This is a genomic window from Bradyrhizobium sp. LLZ17, assembly GCF_041200145.1.
Classification (GTDB): domain Bacteria; phylum Pseudomonadota; class Alphaproteobacteria; order Rhizobiales; family Xanthobacteraceae; genus Bradyrhizobium.
This window is the reverse complement of sequence record NZ_CP165734.1, coordinates 903,371-918,565: the sequence shown is the minus strand read 5'-3', so window position 1 is coordinate 918,565 and position 15,195 is coordinate 903,371. Positions and strand designations below refer to the sequence as shown.

Genomic DNA, 15,195 nt, shown 5'->3' with positions numbered 1-15,195 from the left:
GCGCTGCCCCCACAATCGGTCATTCCTGCCGTTATTCGTTGGGTTCCCCGTAGTTGTCCGGCTTCGGTTTAAGGGGAAATTTTTTACAATCCGAATCGCCAAATGGGGGTGGACGCTGGGTCGAGTCGGCCAGGCCAGCGTGTTGTTTGTGTCACAGGCTCTGGCACTCCGCTTGCATCCTCTTCGTCATCAGAAACGACCGATGAGGTAACTGGAATGTTCATAACCGTCGTTGCCGTGCTCTGCCGGCTCGGCGCAGCTGCTTCTGGCGGCTGTGTCGAGGAAATCGTGACCGACAGCAACATGACGCCCGAGATGTCGATGATGCAGTGCGCGATCGGCGCACAGGCTCCGCTTGCGAAATGGATGGGCGAGCATCCGATCTATCACGCCAACTGGCGCCTCGACCGCTACAAATGCGTGCCGGGCCACTACGAGATCAAGGGCCACGCCTGAGGGCCACGCAAAACTACTGCTATCGAGGAGACGCCCCGGAGGCCGCCTTGTCGCTCCGCATGGGCACCGCTAGCGCCAGCCGCTTGAGGCAGCGCGCTCTGTGACAACGATCACGCCTTCCCCTCAAGCAATCGCACGCAGAATGATCGCACGCGCCTGCCGCCCCTCCGGCGTCGGCATCAGCGCATAATTGTGCGGCTGATCACGCAAAAGCTGCAGGTCAACCGGCACGCCCACCGCCCTCGCCCGCTCCGCAAGATCGACGCTATCGGGGTAAAGCAGATCGCGCGTGCCCGAGAAGATCGTCATCGGCGCGAGTGAGCGGAACGCGCCGTTGAGCGGGCTGACGAAGGGATGGCCGACATCGAGTTCGCCGGCATAGAGCCGTCCCGCTTCGACAATCCCCGGAATGTCCTGCATGGGATCACGCGCGGCGATCTCGACCTGCTCCGGACGGCTGATCGACGCATCCGCCGCGGGCGAGATCAGCACCAGCCGGTTCGGCTGCCGATGCCCGTGATCACGCAGCCATTGGCAGGCGGCGAGCGCCAGGCCCGCGCCGGCCGAATTGCCGACCACGGTGACTTTTGCGGGACCCGCATCCTCCAGCAGCATCCGCAACAGCTCGGCCGTCGCCGGCACGACGTCCTTCGCGGTCGCGCGCGGCGCAAGCGGATAGATCGGCACCACGCAGACGACGCCCGCCTTGCGCGTCATCTGGCCAACGAAGCGCCAGTGCGCCGGCACGATCTCGTTGATGTAGCCGCCGCCATGCAGGAACATGACGTAGTTGCAGCCCTCATGGCCCAATGGCGGCGCCGTGTAATAGACCGGCCACCCTCCCATCTTGGTCAACGTCGCCTCGACGCCGCGCCCGAGCCCCGTCGGTTCAAACGAGGCCGGCTCCAGCGCGAGCTTTTGCACGTGCGCCTGCACCGCCTCGGCGGACGCGAGCTGTGCCTTGTAGGGAAGCTGCCTCAGCAGCATGTTGAAGGCGCGGCTTTGCAGGCTTGGTGCGGGATCGCGCCGGGACGGCGCACTGAAGACGCAACCGCCCGGACAGAACTGCAAGGCCGACACAAGTCTTGCAACACTCATCTTGCAACGCTCATTTTTGCAAAACTCATGGCTACATCCCCATCTGGCTCTTTCGGCAGGGCGACAGAGAGGCTTGCCGACCCGCCGCCATTTGCCGCTATAATGCGAGCATTCACTCGCTTTTCCTACTCGCATTCAGATCACAAGGTCGTGGCCAGCAAACCGCCCACAAAACCCCGGAAAAATGCCTCGCAGGAGCGATCCCGCGTCACCGTCGACGCCTTGGTCGAGGCAACCGCTCGCATTCTTGTCAAGGAAGGTTTTGAGAAGGCCAGCACCAACCGCATCGCCGAAGTCGCAGGCGTCAGCGTCGGCTCGCTCTACCAGTATTTTCCCAGCAAGGAGGCGCTGGTCGCGGCGGTGATCGACCGTCACAACGAGAAGATCATGCAGGTCGTGCGCGCCGCGCTCGCCGAAGTCGCCGACTTTCCGATCGAGAAAGCCGTGCGCAAGCTCGTGACCGTCGCGGTCGAAGCTCACCGCATCGACCCAAAATTGCATCGCGTGCTCGCCGAGCAGATTCCCCGCACCGGTCAGCTCGCCTACGTCGAAGCCTTCAACCGCGAAGTCCACACCCTCGTCCGCGCCTATCTCGAAAGCCGCCGCAAGGAGATGCGCAGGATCGATCCGGGGCTCGCCACCTTCATCTGCGTCAGCACGATCGAAGCAGTGGCGCACAACGCGGTTCTGAACCAGGCGGAGCTGTTGTCGGAGAAGATGGTGCGGACGCTGGTGGACGAGACGACGCGGATGGTGGTCGGGTATTTGAGGTAATGTTGCTGCGCCGGGAAGCCTTACCGAGAACCAGGACGCGGACTCATGAATCGGCAGCCACAACCTGATGGATGCGCTTTGAAGGCCTTGTCATGATGGATAGCGATGTCCGATGGATCTGGATGTCCTGTTCGTCCCTGGCGGTCTCGGGGATCCATCGCCTGCATGAAGGACGCGGAAGTCACCGCCTTCGTCGCCTCGAGAGGTGCTCGCGCTCGTTATGTGACGAGCGTTTGTACGGGATCATTGGTGCTCGGCGCCGCAGGCCTGCTGAGAGGATATCAGGCCACGTCGCACTGGTATGTTCGCGAGCTGTTGCCCTTGATGGGCGCTACGCTCAAGGCAGAGCGCGTCGTCGAGGATCGCGACCGCATCACTGCTGACGGCGTGACCTCCGGGATCGACTTTGGGCTGACGCTCGCGGCTCGCCTCTCGAATGAGGAAACCGCCAAGCGGATCCAGCTTCTGATCGAATACGATCCAAAGCCACCGTTCGCCGCCGGCAGCCCAGAGGGCGCCGGACCGGCGCTGACACAGGAGATCCTAAAACGTCGCGCACCTCTTATTGCCTCGGCCCGAAAAGAGGCCGAGACGGCCAAAGAGAGGATGGGTATTTAGTGCCTGACGAAACGCTTCTATGCGGATCGGGAGGCGGGATGGAGTAAGAGGCGTTCATCCGGCCCCCGCTCGCGAGCCGGCTGCCTCGAACAGCGCGACATGTTTTGCCGAGCTTGCGGGCCACAGGCAGAACGCCTTCGCCTCCCTCGGCACGCTTGATCGCCTTCAACTTGAACGCCGTGGGAAACGTTCGGGTCGCCATTTTGTCTGTCATCGGTCACCCTTGGAGACAACCTGTCACAGAAATTTACCGCGTCTCACTTACGGGGTGCAGTCCAGTGCACCTCATTGAATCAAGGCAGAGCCCTGCGACTCTATCGGGCGGCGCGTTAGATCAGTTAAGTGCACTGTCACCGTAATCCGGTCTCGGCGGATCCATTGCCCAGGCGGAGCTGTTGTCGGAGCAACTTGCTTTTTTCTTATTGCCTTTCTAACTGACTTACGACGCTCTTTCACTCGAAGCACGACAACGGGGGCACCGCGGCAAGACCTGGTGCGTCCCGCACGAGATCGCGGACGCACTTTGCTGGACGTTGGACCGCTCTCAGAAAATGGTTGGGACCTACACAGCACGCGAGGGCACGCTCGCAACGAATGCGATCGAAAACAGGAGCTACACCGGAATAAATGGTTGCGAGAGTGCAGGTTCGATCAGCGTATTCCTAGGAAACGAAGGATCTTCGTTGGCAAACTGTCCGATGCGACCGCCCCGGGCTCAAGTTCCGTCTGAGACATCTCTGTTGATGGTGGTCCATCAGCAATAGCTTCTGGAAGTAGGTCAATTTGGTCGGGGCTGTGTAATCCTCGCAAAAGGTCTGACAGCTCTATCACCAACCGATCATACTCCGGCGAGCCGTCCACAATTGGCGGACCGGCGATGCCGATATCGGAGTGGGCTGGGTCCACGTCGGGCTCGGAGGTGATCGGTGTAAAATAGACGTTCATAGAGAACTGGTCGAAGACTTTTGCGGCAGCCGCTTTCTGGCAGAACATTAGGCCTGCGAACTTTTGCCCAGAGCTCGCCCTTAGCCTTACAATACGCTTCCGCATGAGCACGAATTTCATCGATGCTTCCCGCTTCGGATCGCAGCCGACCAGATATCTCCGTAGTATAGGGACGGTCAGAATTGGCGCGCCCTAAGAATTTTCCCTTGAATGCACCATGCTTGATCTTGCCGCGGCTGATGTGTGATTCGCTGGTGATCAGGCGAAACCACACGTCTCCATCGGGAGCAACCTCGCCTTCCCGAAGGGGCATGGTGCTAGCTCAGTTTGTCGAACAACGGTTGTAATATCGGGCGAACCTCGCTTGTCTCACCCGTCACCCGATCGAATTCACCGCTCCTGAGTTTCCAATACGCGCGCCAGCGCGGCCCTGGTCCAATGTCCAAAAAGAGTTTGTGCAGATTTCTGTGATTCTCCGGCACCCACTCGAGCGCGATGGAGCCGTCCAGCCCAGGTGAGACTTCTGGAGGACCAAAGTTGTCCGGAAGCCCCACCATAAGGAGATGAGCGTAATCCAATGTTTCTTTAGTGATGGCCTCGGCACCATCGCCGTCCCAGTTGCTTGCCGAATACTGCTCGTAACCACGAAGGAGCTCATGCTTTGAATCGACAGTCAGCATGCCCGCCCAACTGGACAGGCGATGAGCCAGATCATCCGTGGCTGAACCGTGGCCAAATGGCAAATGGAGAGACTGCAAGGGCCGTAGATTCAGGACATTGATCTTATCATCATCTTCGAGCGCGAGCGCATCTTTTCCGATCCGCCGCATAGCGCTGCCCGTCAGCGCTTTGGTAAGCCCAGAAGCTGTGTCTCCATAGCTACCAAGTCCCACGACGGCCAAATGCCCTGATGCCAATTCGATTTGAGGAATCGTGTTTAGAGGACCAGACACCCGAAATTTATACCGAGCATGTTGAAACAGATTACGCTCGACTAAGTCCTTCAAAAGAACGTCGCAACCTATCGCGCTCGATTCATCGAAAAACCAAGCCGCGTCCAGCTTGAGAGAGGCACGAGTTGGCTCTTGAGAGCTTGCCTGCGCTGCACCAGAGGCAGCCGCAATCGCAGCCGCCGCAGCGGCAGCAGCCTGTCGCGGCTGCCGACGTGCCGAAGAACCAATCTTTTGAGATGTGCTAATTGTCGACATTGATGTTGATCAAATTCTGTATTCCAGAAACGAGCAGCTGCCGTATCAGATACTTATTGTAAGTATGCATCAAAGGGATTTCCTGCAACAGTAGGTTCTCTATCGCGTTCAAACCTTCTTCTGGTTGCAAAGTCAGCACGGCCCCCGGCCGATAGATTTGGTTATGTTGAACCGTTACGGCGATCTGATCACCCGGCATTGCGCCTAGGGTCCCTTCCGGTAGTCCCTTTCGGACATCTATGTTCAGCTGGTTGAGGACATTTCCCTCCGGTCGTTCCTCAAACCATCCGGTATATGCATGCCACACTGGGCCGCGCTGAAAGATGGCGGGCGGCAACAAGTCGCACGATCGCGAAAACAATTCACCAAAGTCCGGTTCGGCATCGGAAGTGAAGAATACGTCCGAGAAAACCATTGTGAGGCTGGCGACTCTTAGATCGTTATTCATTTCGGAAATACCGATCAAGCCTGCGGCATTGATCAGAATGTCGCCCGCCTTCGCCCAGACGTCATTCCACCGTGTGTAGGCGGTGGTTTCCACCTTCAGCTCCGGTCCTACCACGCTCAATTGCCATTCAGCGGACCCGTCGGGTCGCTTGTGAGAGAATTCGACGCCTCGGAATACCCTGTTTACCGGTGCCCCACTCTGGGGGTTCACCTGAACGTCGACCACGTGGGTTAGGTCCATGGCCGGAAGAGACCTGCGCCATTCAGCCGGCCCCTTGATCAAGGCTTCGACTGAATTCCACGCAACCGGCTTGTTCAGGCCAATGGCGAACGCCGCCACCTGGATCGCATGCTGCTCGTTCGCTGGTCGAAACGACATTCTGAACCCTTTGCCCTCAGCGGGACTCGTAGCGAAACTAATCCGATCGCACAACTTGGCCGATTGGTGAGTGCAGGCCATCCATGCTGGAAAAGGCTTAATATCGCCCTTGTCCGGCCGCCGACTCTTGGGCGCCTTTGAACATCGGACGAACCGAACCGCAAACACTTTGCGAACGGGCAATCCGCTGCAAACCGAACGCTCAAATATCTGGTTGATTTTAATAGATATTTGGTCGGAGCAGGGACCGGAACTTCCCACCCTCTCTCCCCTAGTGCGCTAACTGGGCTCCGGACGACCGCGCTCCAAAATTCACGGGACAGAACGCAGTGACCGAACCGTCGTAGAAACTTCCGCATCCACAGCCAGCATGATGACACCATACCCCTGTTTTGCCCGACGCGTCAAATCGCTTCGGAAAAACAGTATCCCGCCAATGGCACTGCTACTGTGCATGGGGTTGTTTTCGGCATTTTGGTTTGCCGGCCACAGAAGCAGCCAGCCGATACGACCGTGGCGCATGCGTTACCGGCAGCAGATGGCTCCATGCCACCGTTCAATCCACCGACAGATGATTTGAGAAAAATGGTCGGAGCGAGAGGATTTGAACCTCCGACCCCTAGTCTCCCAGGCGCGGGGCGATCGTTGTTTTTGCTCGCCTTTTTGTGGCAAATTGCAAAAAATCCCGCTGCTGATTTCTAATGACTATCCATCCGGTTTGGCAAAGACATCGGTTGCATGCAAGGCGATCCGATCCGCATATTCCGACACCAGATCATTGCCGAATGCGGAAGCTTTGAGGTTCGCTTCGGGGACGGCCGCCCGAGCCGGTTCTTCTATTGGGATGACGTTCCAAGCCGGCGGCTGAGACCCGAATTGCTCACGAGCGCCGAGGCCGAGGAACAAGCCAAGCAGCTTGCTCGAGCCGAGCGCGAGGCGCTGAAAGCCAGCCGTTGAGCTGGAAAAGCACGTTTGACCCCCATCGCCCTGCCCTGCGGCGGCGAACTCATCATCTTCCGCGATGCCGTCGCCGCTTTGCCCCGCCGGGAGCACCAGGCGCCGCATTGGCAGGCCGCGGCGGAGGCTCTTGTTGCCGAGCGCCGACGATGCCTTCCAGAATCGGGATGATGCGTCCCCTTAGCGTAGTCCGCGGCAGCCATTAGGCCTCTCCTCTTCGCAAGGTGCGTCAGATCTGCCCTCACTGCGGAATACATTTTCACGACAATTGGGAATTCGCTCGGCTCCGCCGCCGTGGTCAAACGCTAACAGAACGGTGGGTTCTGGGGATAGCCCTGGTGCCATTTGTCGGAAGTCTACGATCAGCACCTCTATGACGTCGCGCGCGCAATCAACCGGCACAGGGTCCGGCAGCGGGCCCTAAAAATTCTGCTCGCGTCACTCGTTTTGGCAACAAGTCGCTCAACGAGCGGCGGCCGCCTAGGACTGGGTGGCCGACTGCGTCTCGTGAACGAACGATGAATTGCATAGAACGACCGGAGAATGGGGCGACTGATGCGGCCGCGAAGAAGCTTTAAAAAAGTTCATTTCCGAAGTAATGAATAAACGCACCCCACAAAGCGATGTAAAGGGACACGAGTGCAAGAATTGTATCTACAGCCGTGGGCCGGCCGAAATACACGCTCGCGAGCACCTTTCCCGACATAATTCCACTTAGACCTGCCATAAATTTTACTAGGCTCAGAATGGCGATCGTCTGAATTTGTCGAACGAACATCGGCAATGCAGCTGAGCCGAAGAAGCCGCTTAGGACATACGTCAGTATTTGGGGACCAATGCCCAGGTATAGTATACCTAGAACGAAGTAAATTTCGTCTTCCGTATTTGTCAAAACGCTATACGCGAATTTTAATGGACCCAAAAAATCTTCGATTTCTTGGCCGCTTGCAAGGGCAGCAGCGTGTAAAGGCAAGGAAACAAAGGCGAATAAAGAGAAGATATAAAAGATCACATATAGTTCGCCGGAATGACCCAGACTCAACGTGTAAGCTGCATAGGTCATGAGCAGCAATACAGCTAGACATATTAATATTGCCAAAAACAACCCGAAGCTGCTCATTGGGGCTGGCTCCACATACCAGGACAGTAAATCGACAGCAGATCGCTATCAATGCTCGTTTGGCGTCGATGGCCAGCACCCCGTGGTTTCGCCGCACGTCTCGCACTTCAGGCAGGTGCCGTTTCGGACCATCGTGAAGCTGGAGCAGTTGCCGCAGCAATCGCCCGCGTAAGGCCAAGGATTTGCCGCAGGAGATTGATCGTCTGCTCGCGGAAACCGATCCGCTAAAGGCTCTTCCTAGAAGGCTACGCGAAACAGTTGATGCCATTCGCAACTTCGATAATTTCGCGGCCCACCCGAACGAGGACAAAGCAACCTTAGAAATAATTGACGTAGATGCCGGGAGCCGCCCGGCGGGAATGTCAGTGGGCCGGAGGCCCGTTTAGATAGTGATTTGCGAGCAGCGTCCCCGCGGCAATCACCGCGCCGGAAACGGCCATCCAGGCCGCATTGACGAAGCGGCCAACTCCAGCGTTCCGCTGATGTGCGATTTCGTGCTTGTCGACCAGGGGGGCGATGCGATCGACCTCCGCACCTTTGAGCGCGAGCGCTTCAAGGCGCGCATAGACTTCACGGCGCCCGTCATTCGCGCGGGCTTGTTCCGACAGGATTGCGGCAGTTTGCGCGGCGAGCCCGGCGAGCTGGCTTTGCACCTGTGCGAGCTTGTCCAAAATTTGGAACGTGATCGGGTGATGCGCGCCGTTTTTGTCGCCTTCGGACATCATTGCGCCCCGTAGTCGCGGCGAACGCCCTGATACCAGCCGCCAACGGCCGGGAGCTGTTCGCGCAATCGCAGATCATCGCTCACCGTCAACCGCAGCGACGAGACCTCAACGCGATTTGCTTTGGCGCATCAAGACGTCGAAGGCGCCCGCTTCGCGGTATCGGTGCACAAGTCCGGAACAACTGTGGTTGGTAGCTATCAAGGGCACTTTCCCACTAGCCTCGGAAGCAGACACGGGAGGCCCGTTGAGTACGTCTATTTAGGAGCCAAAGGCGACCTGCAGCCCGTTTGGTATTGCGGCGCCCGCTGGAACGGCAGCTGCGGGCGTGATATGAATCACAGACAACTTTGGATCGCGCGCGCATCGTCGCGACGTCGGACGAGGGTTCATATGAAAATGTTGCGGCTTTGCTATTTCCTACTGCTTACGATGCCCAGCGTTGTTGCCAGCCAGGCGTCAGCCGAGGTGCGGGTGGCGTTGGTGATCGGCAACGGTGCCTATGTGAACGCACCGACACTACCGAACCCTCCGAACGATGCGAGGGACGTGGGTGCTGCCCTTCAGAGGGATGGCTTTCAGACAACTGTCCTAACCGATCTCGAAAAGAACAAGATGGAGGATGCGACCATCGCTTTTGCAAAGGCCGCTCGGGACGCCGACGTTGCCATCTTCTATTACAGCGGTCATGCGCTCCAGTTCGCTGGCGTGAATTATCTCGCGCCGATCGACATCAAGCTGGCCGACGAAGCCGATTTGCGCCGCATGGTTAGAGTGGATGAGGTCGTTTCAGATCTCCAGCAGGCGAAGTCACTGCGAATCCTAGTCCTTGATGCTTGCCGTGACAATCCGCTGGCAGATCAACTGAAGAGGTCAATTGCAACTACTAGGGCACTCTCGCTGCAAAGTGGGCTGGCAAAGATCGACGCACAGGGGGTCATCCTGTCTTATGCCACCCAGGCCGGTAGAACGGCTGAGGACGGAAGCGGACGGAACAGCCCGTACACGCAGGCATTCCTGAGACACATTGAAGATCAGGAAGAGATTGGCACTATTTTCCGCCGTATCAGCAACGACGTGTACGATTCAACCTCCCAAAAGCAGCTACCCGAGCTATCCCTTTCCATCACGGGCGAATTTTATTTGCGAGGCAGAGTTCAAGCTGCACCTATAGAAGCGCCTCACCAGGATCTTGTCCCTGATTCATCCATCAAGGCACAGATCAATGCTCCCGAGTCTACAAAATACCTTGTGATTCACGACAATACTCAGGCGCGACGCGGGCCGGACGAGAATGCTGCCGGCCTGTTCAGGCTTGCGGTACGATCACAGGTGACGGCACTTGCAGAGTACAATTTGAACTATTCCAATCTTGACGATCAATTTCCGCATACAGCTATCGATCACGTCTGGGTGCGGATCGTTACCGACGATGGAAGGTCTGGATTTGTTTTGAAACAGCACCTTTTGGCGCCAAACCAATTCAAAGTTTGGGCCGACTATCAGAGCTGGTCCCGGTTGTCTGAACAGATTTTCGGCGTCGATAAGTGGAGCCTCTGCCGGGGTTAGGCCGCCGCGCGGAGCGGCGGAAGGTTGAAGTAGGCTTGATCCGGGGTCATGTCGTCAAGACTCGAATGCGGACGTCGTCCGTTGTAAAAATCGAGATACCGGCCAATCGAATGTCGTGCCTCGCCGACGGTTTCGTAGGCTCGCAGATAGACCTCCTCGTATTTGATGCTGCGCCACAGCCGTTCGACGAACACATTGTCCCGCCATGCGCCCTTGCCGTCCATGCTGATTGCGATGCCGTTGTCGGCGAGCACGCCGGTGAAGGCCGCACCGGTGAACTGCGAGCCCTGGTCGGTGTTGAAGATGTCCGGCTTGCCGTGACGAGCCAAGGCATCCTCCAGCGTCTCGACGCAGAAGGCTGCTTCCATGGTGATCGACAGCCGCCAGGACAAAACCCGGCGCGTCGCCCAGTCGAGCACGACGGCGAGATAGACGAAGCCGCGCGCCATCGGGATGTAGGTGATGTCCATGGCCCAGACCTGGTTCGGCCGTGTGATCTCCATGCCGCGCAGCAGATACGGATGGACCTTGTGGCCGGGTTCCGGCTTCGTCGTGCGCGGACGGCGATAGAGCGCCTCTATCCCCATCCGCCGCATCAGCGTCTTGACATGCCGGCGGCCGATCTTGCACCCCTCGGCAGCCAGCAGGCCTCTCAACATTCGCGAACCGGCGAAGGGAAACTCCAGATGCAGCCGGTCGAGACGCCCCATGATCGCGAGATCGGCGTCCGGCACCGGACGCGGCAGGTAATAAACGCTGCCACGGCTGATCTGCAAAACCTCCGCCTGCCTAGTGATCGACAGATCGTGCTCACGGTCGATCATCGCTTTGCGCTCAGCAATCCCGCCTTGGTGAGCGCTCCTTCTAAAAAATCGTTCTCCAGCGTCAGTTCTCCGATCTTGGCGTGCAGCGACTTCACGTCGATCGCAGGCGCGGCGGGCGACATGCTGCCCGAGCCGAAAACCCCGGAAGCGCCGCCTTCCAATTGGGCCTTCCAGGCCGTGATCTGATTGGGATGGACATCAAAGTGTTCGGCCAGTTGGGCTATCGTCCGGTCGCCCTTGACCGCGGCAAGCGCCACCTTCGCCTTGAAGGCCGGTGTGTGGTTCCGGCGTGCTCGTCTGCTCATCGTCGCTCCTGATTCGCAGGCATCAGCGTGCCCGCTGTCAGGCAGAAACTCCACTTATCGACCCGTTCAGATTTGCGGAGCCGGCTCTATCATGATGTGATCGACAGAATGGTTGTTTTTTTTAATCGCGCAGAAAAGGAAAACTCTGGCCAGTTTGCCAAGTATAAGGGGGTTTATTGTCCAGTAGTATGCGATATCACCAAAGCTTATGGGCTTGACAATCCGGGACAACTTTCGCTCCACCTGGCGATCACTTGGCTAATTTGGTTTCAGGACGAAACCATACACGCCGTCAGAGTGGGTAAAGGATTTGAAATTGTTGGGACGATGAAGTTCGCAAAAAATATATCGTTCTCCGATTCAAAGCCGCCTTTTAAGGGCGTTAAAAACATTCCCGGCTTTACTATTAGCTGGAATCCACCAACGAAACCGTCATCAGAAATCTGGGCATTCAATGATACCCATATGTTTGCTGGAGAAAAAGACAGCTTCCATTTCTTGGTAAAGGAGAGTCCGATTGCAGCTCGAGTGACGTACCTGAATAATATGTTGCCAAAAATAGCTGACGATCTCGGCCACCGGCAAATGGTGACATCTTCTGTCACTCCTTAAGAGGTCCACGCCAAGGGCGCTCGCGCTGCGCACATCGAGCGCCCACCACCAGGAATTCGAAAATTTGCATCAAAGGTAGAACTCTGCGCACGATTTCCGCCGGAGGCTAATGGCCCGCGCGGACCTCATCGAGCCGCCCCGCGCCAGGCAGTCGCGGTGCCAGTCAAGCGGCCACCTCATCCGGATTCTGCCGATCGAGATCAAAGCCAAAGGCCGGCCGCACATCATGCGGGGACACCCGGCTAACTTGGACGTTGCGGCCGAGAAGCTTCAACGTCAGCTTTCCGCCGCGCTCTTGCCCGGTTACGGTCGCGAGCCAGTTTTCGAACTGGCCTTGGACGATCGCCACCCGAGCGCCGACCGGAACGGGGCCGTAGGCGACCTCATCGAATTCGCCGGCCATGTAGCGATGCAACAGCGCTTCAACGTCCGGCCGAGGCATCGGCCAGGGCACGCCGGCAACCGAGATCGCATATTGCACGGCGCGTTGCTCCATGATCGGAGCGAACGACTGCCGAGGATAATCGATCTCAACGAACAGGTAGCGGCCGAGCAAAGGACGTTCGGCCACCTTCTTAACGCGCGCATGGCTGATCCAGCGTTTGACTTTCGGCGAGAACGGCCGATAGCCGAGCATGGCGAGCGCGCTTTCGATTTGACGGTGACAGCCTGGATCAACGACCAGGCAAAACCACTGCGGACCGTTAAACGAAACTTGCGGCTCTTGCATCCTGTCCCCCAATCGCGCGCTGATTCGACGTTGAACGATTGAGAGCAGCAGAGACGCAGGATGGGCAACGGTGTTGACCGGGCTTGTTCCCGACTTGCCAACCGATTTTCGCAAACTTGCGCTCAGTGATCCGCCGTTCTTTCGCGCTCGCCTTCCCGTCATCACGCGCAGCTGTCGCGACGCTACGGTCTGTGAAATCGAACAGAGGAAGCCCCGTCATGGCTCAGCCGATCATTGCGAGAACGTCGGCAATCTCAGTTGCCAGCTTCTCGTCACGGGGCAATTGGTGCTCGATCTTCGCGGCCGAGAAGGTCGAGCGCGAGCAGGCCGAGCAGGCACGCCGCGAGGCGGAGGAGAAGGCCCGGCAAGAACAGCTTGCAGCCTGGAAGGCCGAGCAGGAGGAGCGCGCGAAGCGCCAGGCAGAGGAAGCCGCCGCCCGCGCCGTCGAGCAGGAGCGCCAACGGGTTGCCGCCCAGGAGGCAGCGCAGGCCGCCGCCGAGAAGAAGCGCGCCGAGAGCAAGCGGCGCCGCGAGAAGGTTCACGCCGAGATCACCGCGGCCCTGATCGCCGCGACCGGCGCGACCCAAGACCACGCCAACGAGATCGTTGCCGCCCTCACCGACGGCCGAATCCCTCACGTCGCCGTCAACTACTGAGGCGCCCGTTGATCCGATCAATCCTCTTTGGCTTGGATGCGCCGCCGGGCTCGCCCTCGCCGCTCACATGTATGCCGACATGCTCGCCGGCAAGTAAGGGACCAGGACAGTGCAGATTTTCGAAGTTGAACAGAACTCGCCCGAATGGCTCCGCGCGCGGATGGGCATTCCAACCGCCTCCGCCTTTGGCCAGTTGCTCGCGAAGGGCGAAGGCAAGACGCGGCGGACCTACATGCTGAAACTCGCCGGCGAGATCATCACCGGCGAGCCGATGGAGAGCTTTTCTAACGAGCACACCGAGCGCGGCCACGCGATGGAGGACGAAGCGCGCGACCTCTACACCTTCCAGACCGGCGCCGAGTTGCGCCGTGTCGGTTTCGTGCGCAACGGCCGCGCCGGTTGCTCGCCGGATCTGCTCATTGGCGACGTCGGTGGGTTGGAGATCAAGACGAAGCTGCCGCACCTTCTGATCGAAGCGATTTTGAAGGATCAATTCCCGTCCGAGCATGTCGCCCAGGTGCAGGGAACGCTTTGGGTCACGAAGCGCGAATGGTGGGATTTGGCCGTCTACTATCGCGGCGTTCCGCTGTTCACGAAGCGCGCCTATCGCGACGAAAACTATATCCAGGCGCTCGCCACCGAAGTCAATCGCTTCAATAACGAGCTTGACGCCGTTGTGGCGGAAATCCGCCGGCGGGGCGAAGCGGTGGCCGCATGACCGACCGGGCGCAGATCGTCTTGAGCAATCCGGGGATGCGCCAGAAGGCGCACCGCTGGATCGAGCAGGCGCCGCCCCATACGCGCCTGGACTTCAAGGGACCACAGCGCACCGTCGAGCAGTCCGATCGCATGTGGGCGATGCTGACCGACATTGCGACGCAAGCGACGTTGAACGGCCGGAAGTGGACCACCGATCAATGGAAGGTGATTTTCCTGCACGAGCTAGGGCGAGAGGCGCAGTTCATCCCATCGCTTGACGGGAAGTTCATCCCCTACGGCCAATCGAGTTCCGACCTTTCAATCAAGGAAATGTCGGACCTCATCGAGTCCATGTTCGCGTTCGGCGCCGAGCACGGAATCCAGTGGAACGATCCGAAGATGCGCGAGAGCCAGGAGCAAGGCTCATGACCGAGACCGCGCGCAGCACCAAGGAGTGGATCGGCAAGACGCCGGACACCAGGCCGCCGCCGCATGTGCGGCTGCGCATTTTCGAGCGCTACAAGGGAAAGTGCCATTGGTCCGGAATCACAATCCGGCCCGGAGATCATTGGGATGTTGACCATGTGATCGCGCTCATCAACGGCGGAGAGAACCGCGAAGGCAACATGGCGCCGATCCTGAGAGGCAAGCCGCACAAGGAAAAGACCGCCCAGGACGTCGCCGAGAAATCGCGCGTGTACCGCAAGCGCGCGGCGCATCTTGGCCTCACGAAGCCGCGGCAGAAGATCAAGAGCCGCGGTTTCGAGAAGGTGCCAGAGCAGCGCCGCGCGTCATCGCCAATCGAGAAGTGGAGGGGTTTCTAGGCCGTGAATCGCGTTTTGACGAAGCAGGAGGCCGCAGAATATTGCGGCTGCAAGACCCTCGCCGCCTTCGATCAGTGGCGGGCGAAGGGCATTGTCCCGGATGCGATCCCCGGCACCAATCGGTGGGACCGGAAGGCGATCGACCGGGCACTAGACCTTGCGTCGGGCATTGTGACAGAATCGTCCGACTTGTCGCCGTATCAGCGTTGGAAAGCCGGCCAGGATGCCACGACTAAAACGAAAGCCGCTTAA

Annotated in this window: 20 protein-coding genes; 11 read left to right on the top strand and 9 right to left on the bottom strand. The window is 58.7% G+C overall.

What is annotated here, in order from left to right:
* Positions 1-216 precede the first annotated feature (216 nt).
* Positions 217-456 (top strand): hypothetical protein, encoded by a 240-nt coding sequence (locus AB8Z38_RS04635; protein WP_369723324.1) that lies wholly within the window; start codon positions 217-219, stop codon positions 454-456.
* Between the two features lie 123 nt (positions 457-579).
* Here the strand turns inward: AB8Z38_RS04635 and AB8Z38_RS04630 are convergent, their stop codons facing one another.
* A complete protein-coding gene (locus tag AB8Z38_RS04630; RefSeq protein ID WP_369723323.1) occupies positions 580-1,554 on the bottom strand; it encodes an alpha/beta fold hydrolase in 975 nt (324 codons plus the stop codon).
* 150 nt (positions 1,555-1,704) lie between these two features.
* Here AB8Z38_RS04630 and AB8Z38_RS04625 point away from each other — a divergent pair, with 150 nt between their 5' ends.
* Together AB8Z38_RS04625 and AB8Z38_RS04620 are read left to right on the top strand one after the other, a co-directional pair.
* Positions 1,705-2,328, top strand: a complete 624-nt coding sequence (locus AB8Z38_RS04625) for a TetR/AcrR family transcriptional regulator (protein WP_369723322.1) — start codon at positions 1,705-1,707, stop codon at positions 2,326-2,328.
* A 165-nt stretch (positions 2,329-2,493) separates the two neighbouring features.
* Positions 2,494-2,946 (top strand): DJ-1/PfpI family protein, encoded by a 453-nt coding sequence (locus AB8Z38_RS04620; RefSeq protein ID WP_369723321.1) that lies wholly within the window; start codon positions 2,494-2,496, stop codon positions 2,944-2,946.
* Positions 2,947-3,597: 651 nt separating this feature from the next.
* Here the strand turns inward: AB8Z38_RS04620 and AB8Z38_RS04615 are convergent.
* From AB8Z38_RS04615 to AB8Z38_RS04595, 5 genes are all read right to left on the bottom strand, one after another.
* The gene (locus tag AB8Z38_RS04615; RefSeq protein WP_369723320.1) at positions 3,598-4,011 is read right to left on the bottom strand and encodes a hypothetical protein; all 414 of its coding nucleotides are present in this window, start codon (positions 4,009-4,011) and stop codon (positions 3,598-3,600) included.
* 197 nt (positions 4,012-4,208) lie between these two features.
* Entirely contained in the window at positions 4,209-5,099 is an 891-nt protein-coding gene (locus tag AB8Z38_RS04610; protein ID WP_369723319.1) for a hypothetical protein, read from the bottom strand.
* On the bottom strand, positions 5,086-5,925 hold the full coding sequence (locus AB8Z38_RS04605; RefSeq protein ID WP_369723318.1) for a hypothetical protein: 840 nt from the start codon (positions 5,923-5,925) through the stop codon (positions 5,086-5,088). The genes AB8Z38_RS04610 and AB8Z38_RS04605 overlap by 14 nt, the downstream gene beginning before the upstream one ends.
* Before the next feature lie 705 nt (positions 5,926-6,630).
* Entirely contained in the window at positions 6,631-6,990 is a 360-nt protein-coding gene (locus AB8Z38_RS04600; protein ID WP_369723317.1) for a hypothetical protein, read from the bottom strand.
* Positions 6,991-7,456: 466 nt separating this feature from the next.
* On the bottom strand, positions 7,457-8,002 hold the full coding sequence (locus AB8Z38_RS04595; protein WP_369723316.1) for a hypothetical protein: 546 nt from the start codon (positions 8,000-8,002) through the stop codon (positions 7,457-7,459).
* A gap of 182 nt (positions 8,003-8,184) precedes the next feature.
* Between AB8Z38_RS04595 and AB8Z38_RS04590 the strand changes: the two genes are divergently transcribed.
* The gene (locus AB8Z38_RS04590) at positions 8,185-8,388 is read left to right on the top strand and encodes a hypothetical protein (protein WP_369723315.1); all 204 of its coding nucleotides are present in this window, start codon (positions 8,185-8,187) and stop codon (positions 8,386-8,388) included.
* Here AB8Z38_RS04590 and AB8Z38_RS04585 read toward each other — a convergent pair.
* Entirely contained in the window at positions 8,365-8,724 is a 360-nt protein-coding gene (locus tag AB8Z38_RS04585) for a hypothetical protein (protein WP_369723314.1), read from the bottom strand. The genes AB8Z38_RS04590 and AB8Z38_RS04585 overlap by 24 nt on opposite strands.
* Positions 8,725-9,117: 393 nt before the next feature.
* On the opposite strand from AB8Z38_RS04585, the gene AB8Z38_RS04580 reads away from it, so the two are divergent.
* Entirely contained in the window at positions 9,118-10,293 is a 1,176-nt protein-coding gene (locus AB8Z38_RS04580) for a caspase domain-containing protein (protein ID WP_369723313.1), read from the top strand.
* Here the strand turns inward: AB8Z38_RS04580 and AB8Z38_RS04575 are convergent.
* Positions 10,290-11,422, bottom strand: a protein-coding gene (locus tag AB8Z38_RS04575; RefSeq protein ID WP_369722007.1) for an IS3 family transposase whose coding sequence is annotated in 2 segments (ribosomal slippage) — positions 10,290-11,167 and positions 11,167-11,422 — 1,134 coding nt in all. Because the reading frame shifts where the segments join, the coding sequence is not laid out codon by codon here. The genes AB8Z38_RS04580 and AB8Z38_RS04575 overlap by 4 nt on opposite strands.
* Before the next feature lie 108 nt (positions 11,423-11,530).
* Here AB8Z38_RS04575 and AB8Z38_RS04570 point away from each other — a divergent pair.
* Positions 11,531-12,034, top strand: a complete 504-nt coding sequence (locus AB8Z38_RS04570) for a hypothetical protein (RefSeq protein WP_369723312.1) — start codon at positions 11,531-11,533, stop codon at positions 12,032-12,034.
* Between the two features lie 163 nt (positions 12,035-12,197).
* Here the strand turns inward: AB8Z38_RS04570 and AB8Z38_RS04565 are convergent, their stop codons facing one another.
* Positions 12,198-12,926 carry a transcription termination/antitermination protein NusG gene (locus AB8Z38_RS04565; protein ID WP_369726741.1) on the bottom strand — a complete coding sequence of 243 codons (729 nt, stop codon included), beginning with the start codon at positions 12,924-12,926 and terminating at the stop codon, positions 12,198-12,200.
* Positions 12,927-12,982: 56 nt separating this feature from the next.
* Between AB8Z38_RS04565 and AB8Z38_RS04560 the strand changes: the two genes are divergently transcribed.
* The 5 genes from AB8Z38_RS04560 to AB8Z38_RS04540 all read left to right on the top strand — a co-directional run bounded on the left by AB8Z38_RS04560 (position 12,983) and on the right by AB8Z38_RS04540 (position 15,195).
* Complete coding sequence (locus AB8Z38_RS04560; RefSeq protein ID WP_369723311.1) at positions 12,983-13,420, top strand: hypothetical protein; 438 nt, start codon at positions 12,983-12,985, stop codon at positions 13,418-13,420.
* A 109-nt stretch (positions 13,421-13,529) separates the two neighbouring features.
* Positions 13,530-14,138, top strand: a complete 609-nt coding sequence (locus AB8Z38_RS04555) for a lambda exonuclease family protein (RefSeq protein WP_369723310.1) — start codon at positions 13,530-13,532, stop codon at positions 14,136-14,138.
* Positions 14,135-14,548: a recombination protein NinB gene (locus tag AB8Z38_RS04550; RefSeq protein WP_369723309.1), complete on the top strand. Its 414-nt coding sequence runs from the start codon at positions 14,135-14,137 to the stop codon at positions 14,546-14,548. The genes AB8Z38_RS04555 and AB8Z38_RS04550 overlap by 4 nt, the downstream gene beginning before the upstream one ends.
* Positions 14,545-14,943 carry an HNH endonuclease gene (locus AB8Z38_RS04545; RefSeq protein ID WP_369723308.1) on the top strand — a complete coding sequence of 133 codons (399 nt, stop codon included), beginning with the start codon at positions 14,545-14,547 and terminating at the stop codon, positions 14,941-14,943. Before AB8Z38_RS04550 ends, AB8Z38_RS04545 begins: the two co-directional genes overlap by 4 nt.
* 3 nt (positions 14,944-14,946) lie before the next feature.
* Positions 14,947-15,195 (top strand): hypothetical protein, encoded by a 249-nt coding sequence (locus AB8Z38_RS04540; RefSeq protein ID WP_369723307.1) that lies wholly within the window; start codon positions 14,947-14,949, stop codon positions 15,193-15,195.